The following is an 18,660-nucleotide window of genomic DNA, read 5'->3' on the forward strand; positions in this document are numbered from 1 at the left end:
GTCAAGCACGCGCCGCCAGGCCCGGCGCGCCGAACCACCGGTGCAGCCGGTCCCGCAGTTCCTGTTGATCATGACCGGCCCAGGCGACGTGGCCGTCCGGCCGGAGCAGACAGCCGGGCTGGTCGAGCGGTACCTGATCATCGACGAGGTGATCGACCCGGTCCGCCCAGCCGTCGGCGGAGAGCCGGCCGGTCCGGTCCAGCAGCAGGCCGCGGCCGGCGTGCAGCCGCTCGTAGAGCCGGCCCCGGGTGAGATCAAGATCCCGCAGCCGGCGGCCGACCGGTTCGGGCCCGTCGCCGAGGTCGTACCGGATGCCGATGCCGGTGATCATGGTGATCAGGTGCCGGCGGACCTCCGTCAGGTCCATCAGGTCCGCCAGCAGGTCGCGCACGGCCCGCGGGCCGGGCTCGGGGGAGAGCAGTTCCATCTGGGCGCGGGTGTTGAGCAGCACGTCGGCGGCGACCGGGTGCCGCTCCTCGTGGTAGCTGTCCAGCAGGTCCTGCGGCGCCCAGCCGGCCACCGCCGCGGCGAGCTTCCAGCCGAGGTTGAACGCGTCCTGGATGCCGAGGTTCAGTCCCTGCCCGGCGGCCGGCGGGTGCACGTGGGCGGCGTCGCCGGCCAGCAGCACCCGGCCGACCCGGAACCGGTCCGCCAGCCGGGTGCCGTCGCCGAACCGGGACAGCCAACGGGGCGAGTGGATGCCGAAGTCGGTACCGGCGATCTTGCGCAACTGCCAGCCCAGGTCGTCCAGGGTCGGTGGGTCGGTCCGGTCCTCGGCCACCGCGGCGGCCGGCACGACGATCCGGAAGACGCCGTCGCCGACCGGGCCGGCACCGAACCGGAGATCGGTCTTGCGGACCTCGGCCACGACCGCGGCGACCTCCTCGGTCGGCACCCCGACCGCCACCTCACCGAGCAGCATGTCGGTGGTCGACGCCTCGCCGGGGAAGCCGACGCCGAGCAGCTTGCGGACCGTGCTGCGGCCGCCGTCGCAGCCCACCAGATAGCGCGCCCGGAGCCGGCTGCCGTCGGCCAGTTCGACGGTCACGCCGTCCTCGTCCTGCTCCAGGCCGGTGACCGCAGCGCCCCGCCGGACCTCGGCGCCGAGCTCGACGGCCCGTTCCAGCAGCAACCGGTCGGACACCGGCTGCGGCATCCCGAGGATGTATGGATGCGTCGTGTCGAGGTCGTCCAGCGGAGGCTTGACGATCCCGGCGAAGTGGCCGGCGATCGGATGGCACCGGCCGACCGCGAGGAACCGGTCCAGGATCCCGCGCTGGTCCAGCACCTCGACGCTGCGGACGTGCAGGCCGAGCGAGCGGACGAAGGCCGGCGGCTCGGTGTCGCGCTCCACGATCAAGGTCGTGACACCGTGCAGCCGCAACTCGGCGGCCAGCATGGAGCCGGTCGGCCCGCCGCCCGCAATGATCACTTCGTGCATGAATCCCCTTAGTCGCTTGGGTTTCGGCCGGTCGCACCTGGCGCCCTTCCCGGCCACGACGGGAGATTCTGCAGCAGACCCTGGGCCTTGCGGCAAGACCCGGGTCGCGCTATATGTTGAAGTGGGAGGAGTGGAGTTCCGGTTCCGGAGCCGTTCCTCAGTCCGGTTTGGCGGCGCGAATGATGGCGGCGTGCATGCCGTCGGCAGCCTGATGCGTGAACTCGACCGAGGCCTCGACGAATCCGACCCGGGCCAGACCCTCCAGATACTCCGACCGGGACAGCGCCCCGGCGATGCAGCCGACGTAGCTGCCGCGTTCGGCCCGCTCGGCCGTGCCGAGGTGATCCTCGGCGACCACGTCGCTGATGCCGATCCGGCCGCCGGGCGCCAGCACCCGGAACATCTCGGTCAGCACCTTCGGCTTGTCCACCGACAGATTGATCACGCAGTTGCTGATCACCACGTCGACCGCGCCGTCCGGCAGCGGCACGTCCTCGATGGTGCCCTTGACGAACTCGACGTTCTCCGCGCCGGCCTGGGCCGCGTTGGACCTGGCCAGCTCGAGCATCTCGTCGGTCATGTCGACGCCGTACGCGAAGCCGGTGGGGCCGACCCGGCGGGCCGACAGCAACACGTCGATCCCGCCGCCGGACCCGAGGTCGAGCACGCGCTCGCCGGCCCGGAGCTCGGCGACCGCGGTCGGGTTGCCGCAGCCGAGGCTGGCCGCGACCGCCGCCACCGGGAGTTCGTCGCGCTCCGTCGCGGCGTAGAGCGCGGAACCGAACGTCTCGGTCACCTCGACCGGCTCCGGACCGCAGCACGAGCCTCCGGACGACGCGGCTCCGGCCTCGCCACAGCCGGCCGGCTGGTCCCCGGCTGCGACGCGGGTGGCCGCGCCGGCGTAGCGCTGCCGTACCTGCTCCAGCAGGTCCTGCTCCGCTCCTGTGCTCCCTGCCATGACACACATCCCTTCATATCGATGATCTTCGATGTGAGTGATTCTAGGTTCATCGCATCGATGTCTGTCAATACATGACCTACACTCGAACCATGCTTCCGATCGTGACCACCGGCTGCTGCTCGCCGTTGTCCGGCGAGGTGTTGAGCGCAGACCAGGCCGAGGTGCTGGCCGCCTCGCTCAAGGCGATCGCCGATCCCACCCGGCTCCGGTTGATCTCCCTCGTGGCCGCGTACGAGGGGGGAGAGGCCTGCGTCTGCGATCTCATCGAGCCGATCGGGCTGTCCCAGCCCACCGTGTCGCACCACCTCAGGCTCCTGGTCGAGGCGGGCGTGATGGCCCGGGAGCAGCGCGGCAAGTGGGCCTACTACCGGCTGCAGCCCGGGGCGCTCGCCGCGATCGCCGAGCTGATCGCTCCGGTGGGGACGCGCTGACCCTGCGAGAATGCGGCTCGTGGATGTCATGAGCCTGGCCCGGGCGGAGCGGGAAGATCTTGCGGATTTCCTTGACACGTTGACTCCCGAGCAGTGGGAGGCGCCGTCGCTCTGCCGCGGCTGGCGGGTCCGGGACGTCGTGTGCCACATGATCAGCTACGAAGATCACGACCTGCGGGACCTGTTCGACCGGCTGCGCCGGGCCCGGTTCAGCTTCGCCCGGCTGAACGACGTGGCCAAGGAGGACTACGCCCGGCTCGGCCCGGCCGAACTGATCGCGTTCCTGCGGGCGCATCTGACCCCGCAGGGTTCGACGGCGAAGTTCGGCGGCATGGTCGGGCTGGCCGACGGGATGATCCACCATCAGGATGTCCGGCGCCCGCTGGGGCTGCCGCGGGCGATCCCGGTCGAGCGGCTGCGGGTGGTGCTGCCGTTCGCCGTCACGGCCCCGCCTCTGCGCGGGTTCTGGCACGTCCGCGGGGTCCGGGTCGTCGCCACCGACCTGGACTGGGCGTACGGCCGCGGACCGGAGGCGCGGGGGAGCGCCGAGGCCGTCCTGATGGCGCTGGCCGGCCGGGCGACCGTGGCCCGCGAGCTCAGCGGGCCGGGCGCCGACGTGCTGCAGCGGCGCCTCGGTTAGTCGGCTTCCTGTCGTCGGCGGTCGTACCCGGTCTTGGCCAGGCTGACGATCGTCGTGACCAGCAGGGTGAGCAGGATGAAACCGAGCGACACGGCGATCCCGATGTGCGGCAGGTGGACGAAGCCGATGTCGTCGATGTGCGAGCCGTGCAGGGCCTCGATGATCAACTTGAGGCCGATGAAGCCGAGGATCACGGCCAGGCCGACGTTGAGATAGACGATCCGTTCCAGCAGGCCGCCGATCAGGAAGTACAGCTGGCGCAGTCCCATCAGGGCCAGCGCGTTGGCGGTGATGATGATGTACGCGTCCTGGGTCAGGCCGAAGATCGCCGGGATCGAGTCCAGGGCGAAGATCACGTTCGCCATGCCGATCGCGGCGATGACGATCACCAGGGGCGTCAGCAGCAGCCGGCCGGACCGGCCCGGCAGGCTGCTGGCCTGCCGGGTCACCAGCCGGTCCCCGTCGTAGTCGGCGCTGAACGGCAGGATCCGCCGGAGCAGCCGCAGCACGGCGTTCTCCTTGAAATCCGCCTCGTCGTTCTCGCCCTCGACGGCGAGCCGGATCGCGGTGTAGATCAGGAACGCCCCGAGCAGATAGAAGGTCCAGCTGGCCGCCGCGATCGCCGCGGCGCCGGCCGCGATGAACACGGCGCGCAGCAGCAGGGACAGGATGATGCCGATGTAGAGCACCTTGTCCTGCGCCAGGGCCGGCACCGCGAACCGGGACATGATGATCACGAAGACGAAGAGGTTGTCCACGCTGAGGCTGTACTCGGTGATGTAGCCGGCCACGAACTCCGAGCCGGCCGGCCCCGGGTGGAGGATGAACAGCCCGACCGCGAACAGGGCGGCCAGCCCGACGTAGAAGATCACCCAGCGGGTGGCGTCCTTGATCGAGACCGTACGGCGGCGGCGGGCGATCACCAGCAGGTCCAGGGCGATGATGGCCAGCAGCGCCACCACGGTGATGATCCAGACCAGCGGTGACACGGCGGTGATCAAGGGATGAACCTCCGGACGGGGGAGGCGGGCACCTCCATAGCCCGGCTATCTTATCCGGCCGTGGAACTACTCCGGATACCGTGCCGCGATCGCCGCGGCGCGCTCGCGGAGTGCCGCGCGCAGCCATGGGGGAGCCAGGGCCTCCGCGTCCGGCCCGAGTTGCCAGAGGGCCCAGATCGCATGCCGCTGATCTTGGAACGTCAGTTCCAGCCGGAGCCGGCCGTCCGGCTCGGGCTGCTCGGTGATCACCGCGAGCGCCGTACCGGCGATCTCCTCGCGTCGGTCCGCTGCGACCACGGCCTGCACCCTGACCTGGTCCCCGCCGGTCCGGAACCGGGCGCTGCGCTCCTGCCAGGCGCGGTCCAGATCCACCCGCGCGGGCCGGTCGGCCGGCTCGGCCAGTTCCTCGGCGGCCCGGACCCGGGACAGCCGATAGGTCCGGTCCTCGCCCGCTCGCGTCGCCAGCAGATAGCCCTGGCCGCGGACGTTCACCAACCCGATCGGATCCACCGTGCGCCAGGCCGCCGGGCGATCCACCGCCTCGTAGTGCAGCCGGAGCCGGTGCCCGGCCAGCACCGCCCGCCGGATCTCGGCCAGGACGGCGTCCGGTACCTCGTCGACGGTCAGGCGGCGGGCGAGCAGGTCGGTCTCCGGGTCGATCAGCAGCCGTTCGGCCACGCCGGCGGCGGTGTCGCGATAGCTGTCCGGCAGCGCGTCGACCACCTTGAGCATCGCCGAGGCGAGTGCCGACCCGAGACCGAAGGCCTCGGTGCCGCGCCGCGAGCCGGCGATCAGCAGGGCCAGGGCCTCGTCGTGGTTGAGCCCGGTGAGCTCGGTCCGGAACCCGGGCAGCAGGGCGAACCCGCCGTGCCGGCCCCGCTCGGCGTACACCGGGACCCCGGCGGCGGACAACGCCTCGATGTCGCGCAGCACCGTCCGGGTGGAGACCTCGAGCTCGCGGGCCAGTGTGGTGGCGCTCAGCCGGCCGCTCTGCCGCAGCAGCAGGACGAGTGACACAAGTCGGTCCGCGCGCATGCCGGGAACTGTAGTGGTGAATACCTGACCGAGGATGTCGTGATTGCTTGCCAGGCTGGCCCGCGTTCGTACATCCGAAGCAGGAATGGAGTTGATGTGATCATGGAACGCACCGCGGTCAACCCGGTGACGTGGTCGGCGGAGCTGGGCTTCAATCAGGGCGAGCTCGTCTCGGGGCAGACCCGGACGCTGTACTGCTCCGGTCAGACCGCGATGAACGCCGACGGCAAGCCCGAGCACGAGGGTGACCTGGCGGGGCAGCTCGGGCTGAGCCTGGACAACCTCGAGGCCGTCCTCGCCGCCGCCGGCATGACCCTGACCGACCTGGTCCGGCTGAACGTCTACACCACTGACGTCGATCTGCTGTTCCAGCACTACGGGATCCTGGCCGGCCGGCTGGGCGCCGCTGGTGTGGCGCCGACCACGACGATGCTCGGCGTGACCCGGCTGGCGATCCCCGGCCAGCTGGTCGAGCTCGAGGGCACCGCGGTGGCCTGACCGTCCGGTGGAAGGGGCGAGTTCCATGATCAGTCTTTCCATGATCACGATCGGCGGGTACGGCTTCGACGGCGAGTCGTTCCTGACCCGGCTGCGGCAGGCCGGGGTCAGCGTGCTGATCGACGTACGCCAGCGACGCGGGGCCCGCGGACCGGACTACGCCTGGGCGAAGGCGCAACGCCTGCAGGCATCCCTGGCCGCGGCCCGGATCGCGTACGTGCACCGCCGGGAACTCGCCCCGACCACCGAACTGCGCCGGCTATCGCCGCGCGGTTGATCGAGGAGCACGGCATCGCGATCCACCATCTCCGCCCGGCTTGAAACCTGCGCCGAACTGCTTGCCAACGGCCGGCCCAGGGATTACCGTCACGCTAAGTGGTTGCAAACTAAAAGCGGAGGTGTTCGATGCTGAGTCAGGTCGCGGAAGGCGTGCTGGTCCATCAGAGCGCACTGCTCCGGAACAACACCGTCGTGGTGCAGGGCCGGGACGGCGTGTTGATCATCGATCCCGGGATCACCGGCGCCGAACTCTCCTGCCTGGCCGAGGATCTGGCCGCGGCCGGGCAGCCCGTGGTGGCCGGGTTCGCGACGCATCCGGACTGGGATCACGTGCTCTGGCACGCCGCACTCGGCGACGCACCCCGTTACGGGACCGCCCGCTGTGCGGCCCGGATGCAGGACCTGCGTTCGGACCCGGAGTGGCGGACCTGGGTCACCGAGGGCCTGCCGCCGGAGATCGTCGACGACACCCCGCTGGATCGGTTCGGCCTGATCACCGCCCTCCCGGCCGGGACGACACCCCTGCCCTGGAACGGCCCCGAGGTCACGATCATCGAGCACCCGGCCCACGCGCCGGGCCATGCGGCATTGTTGATCAAGGAACGCGGTGTGCTGGTGGCCGGCGACATGCTGTCCGACCTCTTCGTCCCGATGCTCGACGAGCCGTCCGACGGCAACGACCCGATCGAGGACTATCTGGTCGGCCTCAGCCGGCTCGAGGAGGTGGCGGACGACGTCGCCGTCGTCATCCCGGGTCACGGCTCCGCCGGTGATCAGGTCCGGACTCGGATCGACCTGGATCGTGCGTACGTCACGGCTCTGCGCGACGGCCAGGGCTCCGACGACCCGCGGGTGACCTCGCCGGAGCCCGGCTGGGAATGGGTCAGTGACATCCACGCGGGCCAGCTTCAGCGCTATGGCCGAGAGGTCACGGACCGCTGAAGGTCCGCACAGAGCGCTAGCTCCAATCGCAGTCCGGCCTGCCCGAACTCCAACGGCAGATCCCGATCGTGTCGTAGTGACCCACCGTGAGGTGGCTGCGGCTGGCGCCGGCCCGGCAGCCGTTCCTGTCGTAGAGCGTGCCCCAGCCGCCGCCGTGGTGGACCCGGATGAAGGCCTGGACGCCGTCGTTGCAGCGCCGGTCGACGACGAAGGCCGTCTTCCGGTCCGCACTCAGACAGCCGTAGCCGTACTCGTTCCCGACGCAGTCCGCAGCCGCGACCGCCACGTTCCCGGCCACGTGGGTCTCTGCCGCCGGCGCTTCGCCGGCGCTGCCGCCGAGAAAGCCGAGCGCGGCCGTTGCCGTCGCGAAGCCGATCATGATGCGGCTGCGCCGGCGAAGATGATCTTGGGTCATCGAGGTGCCTCTCGCGTTGGGCGGCCCGGACCGCGCAGCCCTGGTCGTGGTCGATGCGGCTGTGCGTGGCCCCGAGCTCGCGCTGGTTCCGTACCCACTCACTCTTGGTCGATCCGGGGCGGCCGGCCCAGGGCAACGACCGGACATCTGCCGGTCATCGGTCCCGGGCGGCAGGAAAGAAACCCGTGTCGCCGCCGGCCCAGGCTGAATAGGCTCGCGATCATGACCGAGGGCGATTGGAGAGAGGGCGGGTTCAGGCAGCGCCGGCCGTCCGCGGAGACACTGGCCTGGGTGGCGGCGTCGATGGGAACTGGCAGTCGCGTCGTCGGCCATCGCCGGATGACCGGTGGCTTCAACTCCGCCGTGCATCGACTGACGGTCGAGCGAGGAGAGCGACGAACGTTCGTCGTCCTGCGCCAGTACCCGGGCGGGCCTGACCTGCAGGCGGCCATGGAGAAGGAGATCGCCAACCTCGAACTGGTGGCGGGAAGCGGGCTTCCGGTTCCGAGCCTGCTGGCAGCCGACCCCGCCGGCGCCTCGACCGGGGGAGAGCCGGCGTTGCTGATGACCCGCCTGCCGGGTCACGTCCGGCTGGATCCGGCGGAGCCCCGGCCGTGGCTGACCCGGATCGCTGAGCTCGCCGTACTGCTGCATTCCCTCGATCTGCCCGCCAAGACCTTCGACCCGTGGTCGGATTCCTGGATCGCGCCGCGGGACGAGTTGCAGGTGCCGGCCGGCGCGCGGAAGCCGGCGGTGTGGAAGGCGGCGTTCGATGCCATGGCGGCGCCTCCGCCGAAGGATCCGGCCGTCTTCCTGCACGGCGACTTCCTGCCGGTCAACCTGCTCTGGTCGCGCGGGAAGATCACCGGCCTGACCGACTGGAACGGCGTCCATCGCGGGTCCCGAGCGATCGACGTGGGGCAGTGCCGGCGCTACATCGCCGCGCTCTACTCGCCCGAGTGGGCGGAGCAGCTTCGGTCGCACTACGAGTCCCTCGCCGGGGTCACGCTCCACCCGTGGTGGGACCTGTACGCGCTGCTGCACCACAGCGACGACCAGGCGAAGTACATCCGTGATCAGGTCGCCGGCCGCCGCCCCGTCGACGGTCCCGGCATGACTCCCCGGGTCGAGGCCGCCGTCGAAGCTACTCTGAGGCGTCTCTGATCAACACGGAGGAAGCGAAAGGGCCCGGACCATTCGGTCCGGGCCCTTCCTTTGGTAGCGGGGGCAGGATTTGAACCTGCGGCCTCTGGGTTATGAGCCCAGCGAGCTACCGAGCTGCTCCACCCCGCGTCGCGTGGATAACCATAGTTCACGCCTCCGGAGATCACAAATCGACGCCCGGACACCCTCAGTCCATGTCCGGGACACGGGTCCTGGCCTCCGCGTAGTCGAGGCCGGTGAGTTCCAGCAGGTCGGTGATGATCGACCGCAACTGGGCCAAGATCACGACGGCGGACATGGTGTCGGCGAGCCGCAGCCGGGAGCTGGCCCGGCCCAGGGCGACCAGCCGCGCCTGGGCGGCGGTGGGCAGCCGGCGGTTGTACAGTTCGCCGGCCATGTAGCGGACCGCGTCGGCGAGATCCTGCATCAGGGTCAGGTACGCCAGCGGTACGGTCTCGTCCCGCCACAGGGCGACGGCGCTCCGGCGGGCCAGCACACGGAGGTTCCGGCTGGCGTGGTCGAGCGGCACCTGGAGGTCTGCGTACGCCTGCACGGCGGGCAGGTCGCGGCGGCGGAACGGGGAGTGTCGGACCACGCCGAGGCCCTCGTCGGTGGCCTCGCGCAGGTCGTCCAGCGCTGTCTCGGTGGCCCGGGCCTGGACCAGGACGGCGTCGCCGCCCTCCTCGTCGCCGGTCCGCAGCGCCTCGGCGGCGGCGTCCAGGGTCGCGGCGAACTCCTGCAGGATCTTGGCGGCGACCAGCCGGGGCCGGCGCAGCGGGGCGCTCGGCGCGATGGTGGCCAGCAGCAGGGCGATCGCGCAGCCGGTCACCGCGTCCAGCCAGCGGTTGACGCCCTGGCCGGGCATCGGGGTCAGCGTGATCACGATGATCGACTGCACACCGGCCTGGATGATCATCAGGTTGCCGGCGCCGAGCAGGGTGGCCAGCGACATCGCGATCGCGCAGACCAGGATGATCTGGACCGGCCCGGTGCCGAAGGCGATCACGAAGAGGTCGCCGACCAGGACGCCCACGGCGACGCCGATCGCGACCTCGATGCCGCGCCGCAGGCGCTGCCCGAACGTGAAGCCGAGGGTGATGATCGCCGCGACCGGGGCGAAGAAGGGCATCGGGTGACCGAGCACGACCTGGGCCAGCAGCCAGGCCAGCCCGGCGGTCACCGCGCACTGGATGATCATGAAGATGCGGTCCCGCCAGCGGCTGATCCGGCGCTCCGCCGACTCCCGGCTGCGCCGCAGGGTGCGGCCGGACAGATCGAAGGCGCGCAGGCTCAGCTGACGGATCAGCGGGACCGCCGGCCGACCGTCCTCGGCCTCGGCACCCTGGTCAACCCGCGATCGGTCCTCCATCGCACCATCATGGCCCGCCGGCCGGTGCTCGCCACCGACCGACGCGTCCCGCGTGCTGGACCGCACCGAAATGGGGCTTTGCGTGCTGGGACCGGAGGGCGCAGACTTGTCCATCGTGACTTCACCGATCCGCGTCACCGTATGGGGCGAAAATCATCACGAGAACAGCGACCGTGACCGCGAAGGGATGGCGGAGCGCTATCCGGACGGCATGCACGGCGCCATCGCGGCCGGGCTGACCGAGCTCTTGGGCGATCAGGTTCAGGTCCGCACCGCGACCCAGGATCAGCCCGAGCACGGGCTGACCGACGAGGTGCTGGAGAACACCGACGTCCTGACGTGGTGGGGCCACGCCACGCACGGCCAGGTGGACGACAAGATCGTCGACAAGGTGTACCAGCGGGTGCTGGGCGGGATGGGGCTGCTGGCGCTCCACTCGGCGCACTTCTCCAAGATCTTCATCAAGCTGATGGGGACCAGCTGCTCGCTGACCTGGCGCAACTCGCAGGACACCGAGCTGGTCTGGACGACCAACCCGGGCCACCCGATCGCCGAGGGCGTACCGCATCCGATCGTCATCGACGAGCAGGAGATGTACGGCGAGTACTTCGACATCCCGCACCCGGACGAGCAGATCTTCATCTCGACCTTCTCCGGCGGCGAGGTGTTCCGCTCCGGCTGCACCTGGCGCCGTGGCAAGGGCAAGGTCTTCTACTTCTCGCCCGGCGACCAGGAGTACCCCGTCTACCACCACCCGGACATCAAGCGGGTCCTGGCCAACGGCGTCCGCTGGGCCGCGCCGGACCGCGCCGGCGAGTTCGTCACGCCGTCCGTGGTCAACCAGCCGCCGCCGATCTTCACCGGCCGCGGCCTGAAGGAGGACAAGTGACCGACGAGCAGAAGAAGCTCCGGGCCGGCGTCGTCGGCCTCGGCTGGGCGGGCCAGCAGCACATGCAGGCCTACTTCGACGCCGCCAACGCCGACCTGGTCGCACTGGCCGGCATGGAGGCCGAGAAGCTGGCCGAGCTGGGCGACAAGTACGGCGTCGAGCGCCGCTATGCCGACTGGGAGTCCATGATCAAGTCCGGTGACCTGGACGTGATCAGCGTGGCCACGCCGACGGCCCTGCACGCGCCGATCGCGGTCGGTGCGCTGAACGCCGGGATCCACGTGCTGTCGGAGAAGCCGATGGCCGAGAGCGGCGCCGCGGCGGAGACCATGGTGCAGGCGGCCAAGGCCAACGACCGGGTGCTCGACGTGTCGTTCAACCACCGGCAGCGCGGCGAGGTCACCGCGCTGAAGGAGATCGTCGACCGCGGCCGGCTGGGCCAGATCTACTACGCCAAGGCCGGTTGGCTGCGGCGGCAGGGCATCCCCGGCCTGGGCACCTGGTTCACCCGCGCCTCGCTCGCCGGCGGCGGCGCGATGATGGACATCGGCGTGCACATGCTCGACATGGCCCTGCACCTGCTCGGCAACCCGCAGGTCTCGTCGGCCACGGCGGCGACCTACGCCGAGTTCGGGCCGCGCGGTCGCGGCGGTTCGGCGTACGGCCCGCGGGCCAACGTCGACACCAAGATCGACTTCGAGGTCGAGGACCTGTCCACGGCGTTCCTCCGGCTGGACGGCGGCGGCACGCTGCTGCTCGAGTCGAGCTGGGCCCAGTGGATCCCGTACGACCAGTGCTATGTGGCGCTGTACGGGTCCGAGGGCGGGGCCAGCATCGAGTGGGGCGGCTGGGGCGTCGAGCCGTACCAGCGGCTCAACGTGTGGACCGAGATCGACGGCATCCCGGCCGAGTTGCAGCCGATCGTGCCGCCCGCCGGGCACCACGAGGCGAGCGTGCTGCAGTTCCTGGACAAGGTGCAGTCCGGCAAGTTCGGTGATCACCGCGGCGAGGAAGCGCTGATCCGGGCCCAGGTGCTGGACGCGATCTACGCGTCGGCCGCCAAGGGCACCGAGATCGCTCTCTGATCACCCGAACGAGAACACTCCGAGACCCGGGTCGGCGACGTACCACACGTCGTCGACCCGGACCTCGCTGATCTTGCCCTGCACGGCGGTGAATTCGATCACCGCCGTGTTTCCTTCGGTACGGGTCGTGCGCGGGGACCGGCGCCACTCGTCGAGCGAGTGCTGGGCCGCCTGGTCGGCCAGCTGCTCCAGCCCACCCACGCAGGAATCCTTGCGCTCTTGGGGTTTCCGGGCCACCGGGGTGTCGTCGGTGTCCACCATCAGTGCGCAGGCGCCGGCATAGTCCCCGTCGTCGAAGCGCTTCAGCCACTCGGTCGCCGTCGCCTCCGGATCCTGACCGGCCGCCGCGCAGCCGCCGAGCAGTCCCATGATCATCAACGCCGCCAGCAGGCCCCCGGCCCGTCCCTTCACCATGGCGTTATCCTCGCAGATCCGACCGGATGGGGATCCGTCCCCTGAGCCTGTCGAAGGGCCAGCGCAGCTGCTCAGGTCGAATCCACCGCGCCGGATCCGAAACAGCCCGGAGGAGTCGCGGCCCTTGCGGCCGAGGGCCGGGCAGGTCACTGAGCGGACGACTTGACCTCGATGTCGGCGGGCGGGTCTCGCCGAGCCGTCCGTTCGGTGCTCTCGGGGCTGCGATGGACAACGGGCGGGCGCGGAAGCGGATGGTCGCGGTGCGCGCAGGTCGGGATCTGGGTCGCGGCGTGTCGCGATTTCTCTTCGTATCAGACGTTACAACGTTGCACCGGCTGGTTTCGGTCGGTGCCAAGAGGAATGGTGACATCGCCCGCGCAGGATCAGCGGGACCGGCGGCCGGTGGGTCCCCGAGCCGGCATTGACGGGTAACGGTGGATCCAGATTCAGGGAGCGTTGTGGCCTTGCCCTTCGATTAGCTCGCGGAGCGTTGCGGTTCAGAGGCGGTAGACGAACAGGTTCGACGCGTTGCCGAAGAAGATGTCGCCGGTCGGAGCGAGCACGGAGACCTTGACGCCGTCGGTCAGCTCGGTCGTCGCCAGCGTGGCCGGATCCAGCCGGAACAGCCGGCCGCCCGCGTTGCCGTAGAACCGCTGATCCTGGTCGCGCCAGTAGAGGCTGCCCAGGCGGCCCCAGGAGTTGGTCTCGGCCAGTCCGGTGTCAACGCTGCGGAGCACTTTCCGGCCCGCGATGTCGAACTCGAACACGGTGCCGGAGTTGCCCATGCCCCAGACCCGGCGGCCGCGCTGCACCAGCAGCGTGTGGATCACGTCGTCGCCGGGGATCGGTACGGTCTCGAAGATCACCTTCCGGGTCCGGACGTCGAAGATGATCAACTCGGCCTCCGCCGCGGCCGGCGTCGAATCCAGCCCGCCGTGGATCGAGGATCCGGCGAACAGCAGCGGACCGCACGCGGCCAGGGCGGTGATGCTCTGGTCCGGCACCACGTGGCGATACACCTCGAAGCCGCCGCCACCGTCGGCCAGGGTGATCGCGCCGCCGAGCTCGCCGTAGTCCGGCACGCTGCCGTACGCCATCAGGTCGAGCACCGGGCAGACGTCGAAGATCCGGTCCTGCCGGTGCACCGCCCGCCCGATCCGGAACAGTTCCTTCGGGTTGCGGCCCCAGTCCCACGGGTCGGCGTTGCCGGAGTAGACGACCGCGTTGGGATAGCTGGTCACGTAGATCCGGCCGTCGTGGGCGACCACCTGATCCGACTGGCCGGGTCCGGCCAGGGCCTCGAGTTCGTAGGTCGACGTGGAGGCCCGGGCCATCACGCCGGAGCTCAGGTACGCGCCGGCGTAAACCTTGTCGTCCGGGCCGATGCCGAGCGTGTGCAGGGTCGCGGGGGAGCCGATCGGGAGGGTCTTGACCGTCGTCGTGGCGCCGGAGGACAGCCCGAACGTCCACACGGTGCCGTCCGGGGTGATGCCGTGCAGCGACTCGTCCGGCCCGCTGCCGCTGACCGACAGGGTGCGGGTCTCGCCGATCAGCGGTGCTAGGTCGGTCTCGGCGATCCTGGTGGCCACGGAGGTGTTGCCGGCGGGGGAGTAGGCGTAGATCTCGCCGGCGCTGGCGTAGTAGCAGCGCCCGCCGCTGTCGGACTCGCTCACGTGCCCGTTCATTCCGACCGGCTGGTGCAGTCCGCCATGATCAAGCCACTGCCCGGTGTCCAGGTCGAAGATCACCGAGTTCACGTCCTCGGCGCCCGGGCTGAGGCCGATGATCACCGTCCGGCCGCGCTGCTGGATGCTGTAGAGGTAGCGGGTGTTGTCGGTGACCGGCGCGGGTAGCGCCTGGTCGGTCGTCGCACCGGTCGCCGGGTCGAGCCGGACCAGCCGCCCGTCGGTCATCCCGGTGCCGGCCCAGACCTCGCCGTCGACCCAGGCGAGTCCCCAGACCCGGTCGCCCGTCGTGGTCAGCGAGCCGTAGTCGCGGACGGCGCCGGTCGCCGGGTCGTAGCCGAACACCTTCGCATGCGCGTACGTGCTGCCGTACACGATGCCGGTGTCGGGGTCGACCGTGAGGTTGCGGACGAAGTTCTCGCCGACGACGTTCTCGACCAGCGTCTCCACCGTGTCCGACGACGCGTCGTAGCGCAGCAGCAGGCCGGTCGACTTGCCGCGGACGCTGAAGTAGATCCTCCCGTCGGGGTGCTGGATCACGCAGGCGCCGATGGTGTCCGGTCCGAGCTGGTGACCAGCCAGCCGCTCGCCGTCGGCGATCCGGAGCACGTTGAAGCTGACCGGGTTGCCGTCGCTCATGGCGAAGATCACCGGCGTCCCGTCGGGCAGGGTGCCGCCGGCCGCGAACCGTACGTTGACGCTGAGCATCGCGACCCCGAGGTCCACGATCTCGGCAGCGGCCGCGGCGGTCCGGAACGGCAACCCGGCCGCCGCGGCGAGCCCGCCGGCCCCGGCCGCGCCGAGCAGCGTACGGCGTCGCACGGTCCATGATCGCTGATCGGAGGAGGGCATGGATGATCCTTTCGACGGCGTCGTCGGAGATTGGATGCAACCGATTGCAAATGATCATGACAGTGCGCCCCGGGGATGTCAATCGGTTGCCAGGACCTGGTCGGACCCTGGGACATGCCTGGCTGGAACCCCAACCCCGGTTAGGGAATCGGGGTCGCCATGATCACCGGGCGCGGGCGATCAGGTCGGTCAGGTCGGCGTGGATCCGGCGCAGTTCGGCGATGTCCATGCCCAGCCGGTCCAGGATTGCCGGCGGAATCTTCACCGCCTGCCGGCGCAGTCGGCGACCGGCCGGCGTCAGTGTGATCCGGAGGCTGCGCTCGTCTCCGGGCTCGCGTTCCCGGGTCACGTAACCGACCTCGGCCAGGCGCTTCACCAGGGGCGACAGGGTGGCCGCGTCGGAGGAGACGAGATCGCCGAGCTCTCGCAGCGACAGGGTGCCGTGCTGCCAGAGGGCCAGCATCACCAGGTACTGCGGGTGGGTCAGCTTGAGCGGGTCGAGCAGCGGGCGGTAGAGGCCGATCACGGTGCGGGAGGCGACGGCCAGGGCGAAGCAGACCTGCTGCTCCAGGGCGAGCAGGTCGGTGTCCGTGGCGTCGGTGCTCGGTGCGTCGGAAGGCATGCTCCGGAGTATAGTTAATACACGAACGATTAGGGTACGAAACGTTCGTGTCGCCCACTGACCAGGGGAGAGTGATTCGGATGCCTGCCAGCATGAGCCGGGAGGAGCGGGAGGCCGAGCAGCGCAGCCTCGACGTCGTCCAGCGAGCGCTGCTGAGCGTCGCCGCCTGGATCGTGTTCGGCTCCATCGCGATCGTGCTCGCCGCCTACCTCGCGGTCCGCGGCGAGCCCGATCTCGGCTACAGCCGTACGGTCGGGTTGTGGGTGATGACGGGCGTGATCGGCTTGATCACCGCCGTCGTGACCCTGGTGGTCAACCGGCGCCGGCCCTGGTCACCGCTGGCGCTGCTCGGCCTGCTCCCGATGGCGGTCTCGGCCTACTGGATTCTGTGACCGGGCCAGTCCGACCTGCAGCAGCAGGATCAGCGCGGCCATCCCGGCCATGATCAGCGCGAACCGGTCCGGTGTCGCGTCGATGATCATTCCGAGGAGGCCGGGCAGCGTCACCGCGCCCAACCCGGACGCCACCGTCTGCAGGCCGACGACCCGCTCCACTCGAGGGGTCCGGTCCCGGGTGGTCAGCATCAGCAGCGGATAGAGCGGTGCCGCGGCGATGCCGAGCCCGAGCACCGCGATCACGGCGAGCGTCGGCCGGCCGGGCAGCAGCAGGGCGGCGAAGATCACCAGGCCGCCGGCGGCGACCCGCTGCACCGGCCACGCCCCGAGCCGGTCGGCGACCGGCCCGATCGCCAGCCTGGTCGCGCAGAGCGCGACCCAGTAGCCGGAGACCGCGAGACCCGCGGTGGCGGTCGGCAGGCCGGCGCCCTGGGTCAGGAAGACGAAGCACCACAGGCTGAGGCTGGACTCGAACGCCGATTGCACGCCGACCGCGACGACGCCGAACACGGCCGCCCGGCGCGGCGCCCGGATCCCGGGGATCGGCCCGCTCGGCGCGTCCGGCGGTGGCGGTGCCGGCCAGCGCGAGGCCGAGACGAGGAACGCGACCGCGAGACCGAGCTGCAGCCCGGCGACGATCAGGTACGACCAGCGCCAGGAACCGTTGCCGACGATGATCGCGGTGACCAGCAGCGGCGAGAGGGCGGCGCCGATCCCGTAGCAGGCGTGCATGACGTTGATCGCCGTCGGGGAGAAGGTCCGGGCCGCGTGACTGTTCAGTGCGGCGTCGATCGCGCCCGACGAGAGCCCGTGCAGCACGCTCGCCGCGATGGTGACCCAGAACGCCGGTGCCAGCCCGGTCCCGACCAGGGCCGCTGCCGTACCGGCGGTGCTGACGGCGAGCAGCCGGCCGAGGCCGAGCCGGGCCACCAGCCGGTCGGCCAACGCGGCCGAGGTGAGATAGCTGCCGACGCCGAACGGCAGCAGCCAGCCGAGCGCGTCGAGCGGCTCGTCCAGGCTGAGCCGCATGGTCGGCCAGGCGACGCCGAGCATTCCGTCGGGGAGAGCGAGGCTGAGGAAGGCCAGGTAGGCCAGGAGCAGGAGGAACACGGAGACCCTTTGCGGCAGAAGTGGTGATGGCGCAAGGAAGGGCGCTGCGGGCCTCGGAACGTCTCAGTCGGGCCGGTCAGCGCCGGCCCGGGACACCGGGTGATCTCCACTCCACGTACCGCACCCTATCCCGCGGTTACGGACGCGGGGATGAGATTTCGGACGACCCCGCTCGAGCGGGTCCTTAGAATGGCCCGGGCGCAAGCGACTTGATGAGGAGCGATGAAGGCACTTCTGCTGGAGAACATCCACCCCGAGGCCGAACGACTGCTGACCGAGCGCGGGATCGAGCTCGAGACGGTGAAGGGCGCGCTGGACGAGGACGAGCTGATCGAAGCCGTCCGGGACGTCCAGTTGCTCGGCATCCGGTCCAAGACGACCGTGACCGAGCGGGTGATCTCCTCCTCCCCGCACCTGCTCGGGGTCGGTGCGTTCTGCATCGGCACCAATCAGATCGACCTCTCCGCGGCATCCGGGAACGGCGTGGCGGTGTTCAACGCCCCGTTCTCCAACACCCGCAGCGTGGTCGAACTGGTGATCGCCGAGATCATCTCGATGGCCCGGCACCTGACCGACAAGAACGCCAAGATGCACGCCGGGGTCTGGGACAAGTCGGCCACCGGGGCGCACGAGGTCCGCGGCCGGACCCTCGGCATCGTCGGATACGGCAACATCGGCAGCCAGCTCTCGGTGATCGCCGAGGCACTCGGCATGCAGGTCTACTTCTACGACGTCGCGGACAAACTGGCGCTCGGCAACGCGCGTCGCTGCGAGACCCTGGACGAACTGCTCGAGGTGTCCGAGACGGTGTCGCTGCACGTCGACGGCCGGCCCGGCAACGCGGGCCTGTTCGGCGCTGAGCAGTTCGCCAAGATGCGTCCGCGCAGCCTCTTCCTCAACCTCTGCCGGGGCATCGTCGTTGATCATGAAGCGCTCCGCGAGCACCTCGAGTCCGGCCACATCGCGGGCGCCGCGGTGGACGTCTTCCCGAGCGAGCCGAAGAAGGCCGGGGACCCGTTCACCTCTTCCCTGCAAGGGATCCCGAACGTGATCTTGACCCCGCACGTCGGCGGCTCGACCGAGGAGGCGCAGGAGGACATCGGCCGGTTCGTGGCCGGCAAGCTGCGCGACTACGTCGGCGCCGGTGCGACCACGATGTCGGTGAACCTGCCCACCGTGCAGTTGGAGGGTACGCCGAGCGACCGGACCCGGATCCTGCACATCCACCGCAACGTGCCCGGCGTGCTGGCCACAGCGAACGGCGTGCTGGCCGACTTCGGCGTCAACATCGACAGCCAGTCCCTGTCCACCCGCGGCGACCTCGGCTACGTGATCACCGACGTCGCCGGGGGAGTGCCGGCCGAGCTGCTGGACAAACTGCGGAGCCTGCCCGAGACGATCCGGCTCCGGCTGGCCGACTGAGGCGCGCCTC

At 70.3% G+C, this 18,660-nt stretch carries 20 protein-coding genes and 1 tRNA gene; 10 read left to right on the plus strand and 11 right to left on the minus strand.

Annotated features, from left to right (window positions below; all coding sequences use genetic code 11):
* Nucleotide 1: 1 nt before the first annotated feature.
* Together rox and arsM are read right to left on the minus strand one after the other, a co-directional pair.
* Nucleotides 2–1,441 carry a rifampin monooxygenase gene (gene rox, locus AC6CCG_RS24935; protein ID WP_496657464.1) on the minus strand — a complete coding sequence of 480 codons (1,440 nt, stop codon included), beginning with the start codon at nt 1,439–1,441 and terminating at the stop codon, nt 2–4.
* Nucleotides 1,442–1,598: 157 nt separating this feature from the next.
* On the minus strand, nt 1,599–2,399 hold the full coding sequence (arsM, locus tag AC6CCG_RS24940; RefSeq protein ID WP_496657465.1) for an arsenite methyltransferase: 801 nt from the start codon (nt 2,397–2,399) through the stop codon (nt 1,599–1,601).
* 92 nt (nt 2,400–2,491) lie between these two features.
* On the opposite strand from arsM, the gene AC6CCG_RS24945 reads away from it, so the two are divergent.
* Complete coding sequence (locus tag AC6CCG_RS24945) at nt 2,492–2,833, plus strand: ArsR/SmtB family transcription factor (protein WP_496657466.1); 342 nt, start codon at nt 2,492–2,494, stop codon at nt 2,831–2,833.
* A gap of 28 nt (nt 2,834–2,861) precedes the next feature.
* Entirely contained in the window at nt 2,862–3,473 is a 612-nt protein-coding gene (locus AC6CCG_RS24950) for a maleylpyruvate isomerase family mycothiol-dependent enzyme (protein ID WP_496657716.1), read from the plus strand.
* Here AC6CCG_RS24950 and AC6CCG_RS24955 read toward each other — a convergent pair.
* Complete coding sequence (locus AC6CCG_RS24955; protein WP_496657467.1) at nt 3,470–4,474, minus strand: TerC/Alx family metal homeostasis membrane protein; 1,005 nt, start codon at nt 4,472–4,474, stop codon at nt 3,470–3,472. The genes AC6CCG_RS24950 and AC6CCG_RS24955 overlap by 4 nt on opposite strands.
* Before the next feature lie 66 nt (nt 4,475–4,540).
* On the minus strand, nt 4,541–5,509 hold the full coding sequence (locus tag AC6CCG_RS24960; RefSeq protein WP_496657468.1) for a helix-turn-helix transcriptional regulator: 969 nt from the start codon (nt 5,507–5,509) through the stop codon (nt 4,541–4,543).
* Nucleotides 5,510–5,611: 102 nt separating this feature from the next.
* Between AC6CCG_RS24960 and AC6CCG_RS24965 the strand changes: the two genes are divergently transcribed.
* The 3 genes from AC6CCG_RS24965 to AC6CCG_RS24975 all read left to right on the plus strand — a co-directional run bounded on the left by AC6CCG_RS24965 (nt 5,612) and on the right by AC6CCG_RS24975 (nt 7,228).
* Nucleotides 5,612–6,007: a RidA family protein gene (locus tag AC6CCG_RS24965; RefSeq protein WP_496657717.1), complete on the plus strand. Its 396-nt coding sequence runs from the start codon at nt 5,612–5,614 to the stop codon at nt 6,005–6,007.
* A 25-nt stretch (nt 6,008–6,032) separates the two neighbouring features.
* Entirely contained in the window at nt 6,033–6,284 is a 252-nt protein-coding gene (locus tag AC6CCG_RS24970; RefSeq protein ID WP_496657469.1) for a DUF488 family protein, read from the plus strand.
* A 128-nt stretch (nt 6,285–6,412) separates the two neighbouring features.
* A complete protein-coding gene (locus AC6CCG_RS24975) occupies nt 6,413–7,228 on the plus strand; it encodes an MBL fold metallo-hydrolase (RefSeq protein WP_496657470.1) in 816 nt (271 codons plus the stop codon).
* Nucleotides 7,229–7,244: 16 nt separating this feature from the next.
* Here the strand turns inward: AC6CCG_RS24975 and AC6CCG_RS24980 are convergent, their stop codons facing one another.
* Nucleotides 7,245–7,643 (minus strand): hypothetical protein, encoded by a 399-nt coding sequence (locus tag AC6CCG_RS24980; protein WP_496657471.1) that lies wholly within the window; start codon nt 7,641–7,643, stop codon nt 7,245–7,247.
* 222 nt (nt 7,644–7,865) lie between these two features.
* Between AC6CCG_RS24980 and AC6CCG_RS24985 the strand changes: the two genes are divergently transcribed.
* The gene (locus tag AC6CCG_RS24985; protein ID WP_496657472.1) at nt 7,866–8,807 is read left to right on the plus strand and encodes a phosphotransferase family protein; all 942 of its coding nucleotides are present in this window, start codon (nt 7,866–7,868) and stop codon (nt 8,805–8,807) included.
* Between the two features lie 52 nt (nt 8,808–8,859).
* Here the strand turns inward: AC6CCG_RS24985 and AC6CCG_RS24990 are convergent.
* Together AC6CCG_RS24990 and AC6CCG_RS24995 are read right to left on the minus strand one after the other, a co-directional pair.
* Nucleotides 8,860–8,936, minus strand: a tRNA-Met gene (locus tag AC6CCG_RS24990).
* A gap of 58 nt (nt 8,937–8,994) precedes the next feature.
* On the minus strand, nt 8,995–10,176 hold the full coding sequence (locus tag AC6CCG_RS24995; protein ID WP_496657473.1) for an FUSC family protein: 1,182 nt from the start codon (nt 10,174–10,176) through the stop codon (nt 8,995–8,997).
* 70 nt (nt 10,177–10,246) lie between these two features.
* Between AC6CCG_RS24995 and AC6CCG_RS25000 the strand changes: the two genes are divergently transcribed.
* Nucleotides 10,247–11,065 (plus strand): ThuA domain-containing protein, encoded by an 819-nt coding sequence (locus AC6CCG_RS25000; protein WP_496657718.1) that lies wholly within the window; start codon nt 10,247–10,249, stop codon nt 11,063–11,065.
* Nucleotides 11,062–12,150, plus strand: coding sequence for a Gfo/Idh/MocA family protein (locus AC6CCG_RS25005; RefSeq protein ID WP_496657474.1), 1,089 nt, complete (start codon nt 11,062–11,064; stop codon nt 12,148–12,150). The genes AC6CCG_RS25000 and AC6CCG_RS25005 overlap by 4 nt, the downstream gene beginning before the upstream one ends.
* Here the strand turns inward: AC6CCG_RS25005 and AC6CCG_RS25010 are convergent, their stop codons facing one another.
* The 3 genes from AC6CCG_RS25010 to AC6CCG_RS25020 all read right to left on the minus strand — a co-directional run bounded on the left by AC6CCG_RS25010 (nt 12,151) and on the right by AC6CCG_RS25020 (nt 15,723).
* On the minus strand, nt 12,151–12,564 hold the full coding sequence (locus tag AC6CCG_RS25010) for a hypothetical protein (protein ID WP_496657475.1): 414 nt from the start codon (nt 12,562–12,564) through the stop codon (nt 12,151–12,153).
* A gap of 497 nt (nt 12,565–13,061) precedes the next feature.
* A complete protein-coding gene (locus tag AC6CCG_RS25015) occupies nt 13,062–15,101 on the minus strand; it encodes an NHL repeat-containing protein (protein ID WP_496657476.1) in 2,040 nt (679 codons plus the stop codon).
* A gap of 163 nt (nt 15,102–15,264) precedes the next feature.
* Entirely contained in the window at nt 15,265–15,723 is a 459-nt protein-coding gene (locus AC6CCG_RS25020) for a MarR family winged helix-turn-helix transcriptional regulator (protein WP_496657477.1), read from the minus strand.
* 80 nt (nt 15,724–15,803) lie between these two features.
* Between AC6CCG_RS25020 and AC6CCG_RS25025 the strand changes: the two genes are divergently transcribed.
* On the plus strand, nt 15,804–16,115 hold the full coding sequence (locus AC6CCG_RS25025) for a hypothetical protein (protein WP_496657478.1): 312 nt from the start codon (nt 15,804–15,806) through the stop codon (nt 16,113–16,115).
* Here the strand turns inward: AC6CCG_RS25025 and AC6CCG_RS25030 are convergent.
* Complete coding sequence (locus AC6CCG_RS25030; protein WP_496657479.1) at nt 16,056–17,228, minus strand: MFS transporter; 1,173 nt, start codon at nt 17,226–17,228, stop codon at nt 16,056–16,058. The two genes, AC6CCG_RS25025 and AC6CCG_RS25030, sit on opposite strands and share 60 nt — an antisense overlap.
* 222 nt (nt 17,229–17,450) lie before the next feature.
* Here AC6CCG_RS25030 and serA point away from each other — a divergent pair, with 222 nt between their 5' ends.
* Nucleotides 17,451–18,650 (plus strand): phosphoglycerate dehydrogenase, encoded by a 1,200-nt coding sequence (gene serA / locus AC6CCG_RS25035; protein WP_496657480.1) that lies wholly within the window; start codon nt 17,451–17,453, stop codon nt 18,648–18,650.
* The last annotated feature ends 10 nt before the right edge of the window (nt 18,651–18,660 follow it).

It is taken from the genome of Microlunatus sp. YIM B11417, assembly GCF_059617205.1.

Bases quoted from the DNA above. Each gene is read 5' to 3' on its own strand.
- rox (WP_496657464.1), bottom strand. From the start codon at position 1,441: ATGCACGAAGTGATCATTGCGGGCGGCGGGCCGACCGGCTCCATGCTG.
- arsM (WP_496657465.1), bottom strand. From the start codon at position 2,399: ATGGCAGGGAGCACAGGAGCGGAGCAGGACCTGCTGGAGCAGGTACGG.
- AC6CCG_RS24945 (WP_496657466.1), top strand. From the start codon at position 2,492: ATGCTTCCGATCGTGACCACCGGCTGCTGCTCGCCGTTGTCCGGCGAG.
- AC6CCG_RS24950 (WP_496657716.1), top strand. From the start codon at position 2,862: ATGAGCCTGGCCCGGGCGGAGCGGGAAGATCTTGCGGATTTCCTTGAC.
- AC6CCG_RS24960 (WP_496657468.1), bottom strand. From the start codon at position 5,509: ATGCGCGCGGACCGACTTGTGTCACTCGTCCTGCTGCTGCGGCAGAGC.
- AC6CCG_RS24965 (WP_496657717.1), top strand. From the start codon at position 5,612: ATGGAACGCACCGCGGTCAACCCGGTGACGTGGTCGGCGGAGCTGGGC.
- AC6CCG_RS24970 (WP_496657469.1), top strand. From the start codon at position 6,033: ATGATCAGTCTTTCCATGATCACGATCGGCGGGTACGGCTTCGACGGC.
- AC6CCG_RS24975 (WP_496657470.1), top strand. From the start codon at position 6,413: ATGCTGAGTCAGGTCGCGGAAGGCGTGCTGGTCCATCAGAGCGCACTG.
- AC6CCG_RS24980 (WP_496657471.1), bottom strand. From the start codon at position 7,643: ATGACCCAAGATCATCTTCGCCGGCGCAGCCGCATCATGATCGGCTTC.
- AC6CCG_RS24985 (WP_496657472.1), top strand. From the start codon at position 7,866: ATGACCGAGGGCGATTGGAGAGAGGGCGGGTTCAGGCAGCGCCGGCCG.
- AC6CCG_RS24995 (WP_496657473.1), bottom strand. From the start codon at position 10,176: ATGGAGGACCGATCGCGGGTTGACCAGGGTGCCGAGGCCGAGGACGGT.
- AC6CCG_RS25000 (WP_496657718.1), top strand. From the start codon at position 10,247: ATGGGGCTTTGCGTGCTGGGACCGGAGGGCGCAGACTTGTCCATCGTG.
- AC6CCG_RS25010 (WP_496657475.1), bottom strand. From the start codon at position 12,564: ATGGTGAAGGGACGGGCCGGGGGCCTGCTGGCGGCGTTGATGATCATG.
- AC6CCG_RS25015 (WP_496657476.1), bottom strand. From the start codon at position 15,101: ATGCCCTCCTCCGATCAGCGATCATGGACCGTGCGACGCCGTACGCTG.
- AC6CCG_RS25020 (WP_496657477.1), bottom strand. From the start codon at position 15,723: ATGCCTTCCGACGCACCGAGCACCGACGCCACGGACACCGACCTGCTC.
- AC6CCG_RS25025 (WP_496657478.1), top strand. From the start codon at position 15,804: ATGCCTGCCAGCATGAGCCGGGAGGAGCGGGAGGCCGAGCAGCGCAGC.
- serA (WP_496657480.1), top strand. From the start codon at position 17,451: ATGAAGGCACTTCTGCTGGAGAACATCCACCCCGAGGCCGAACGACTG.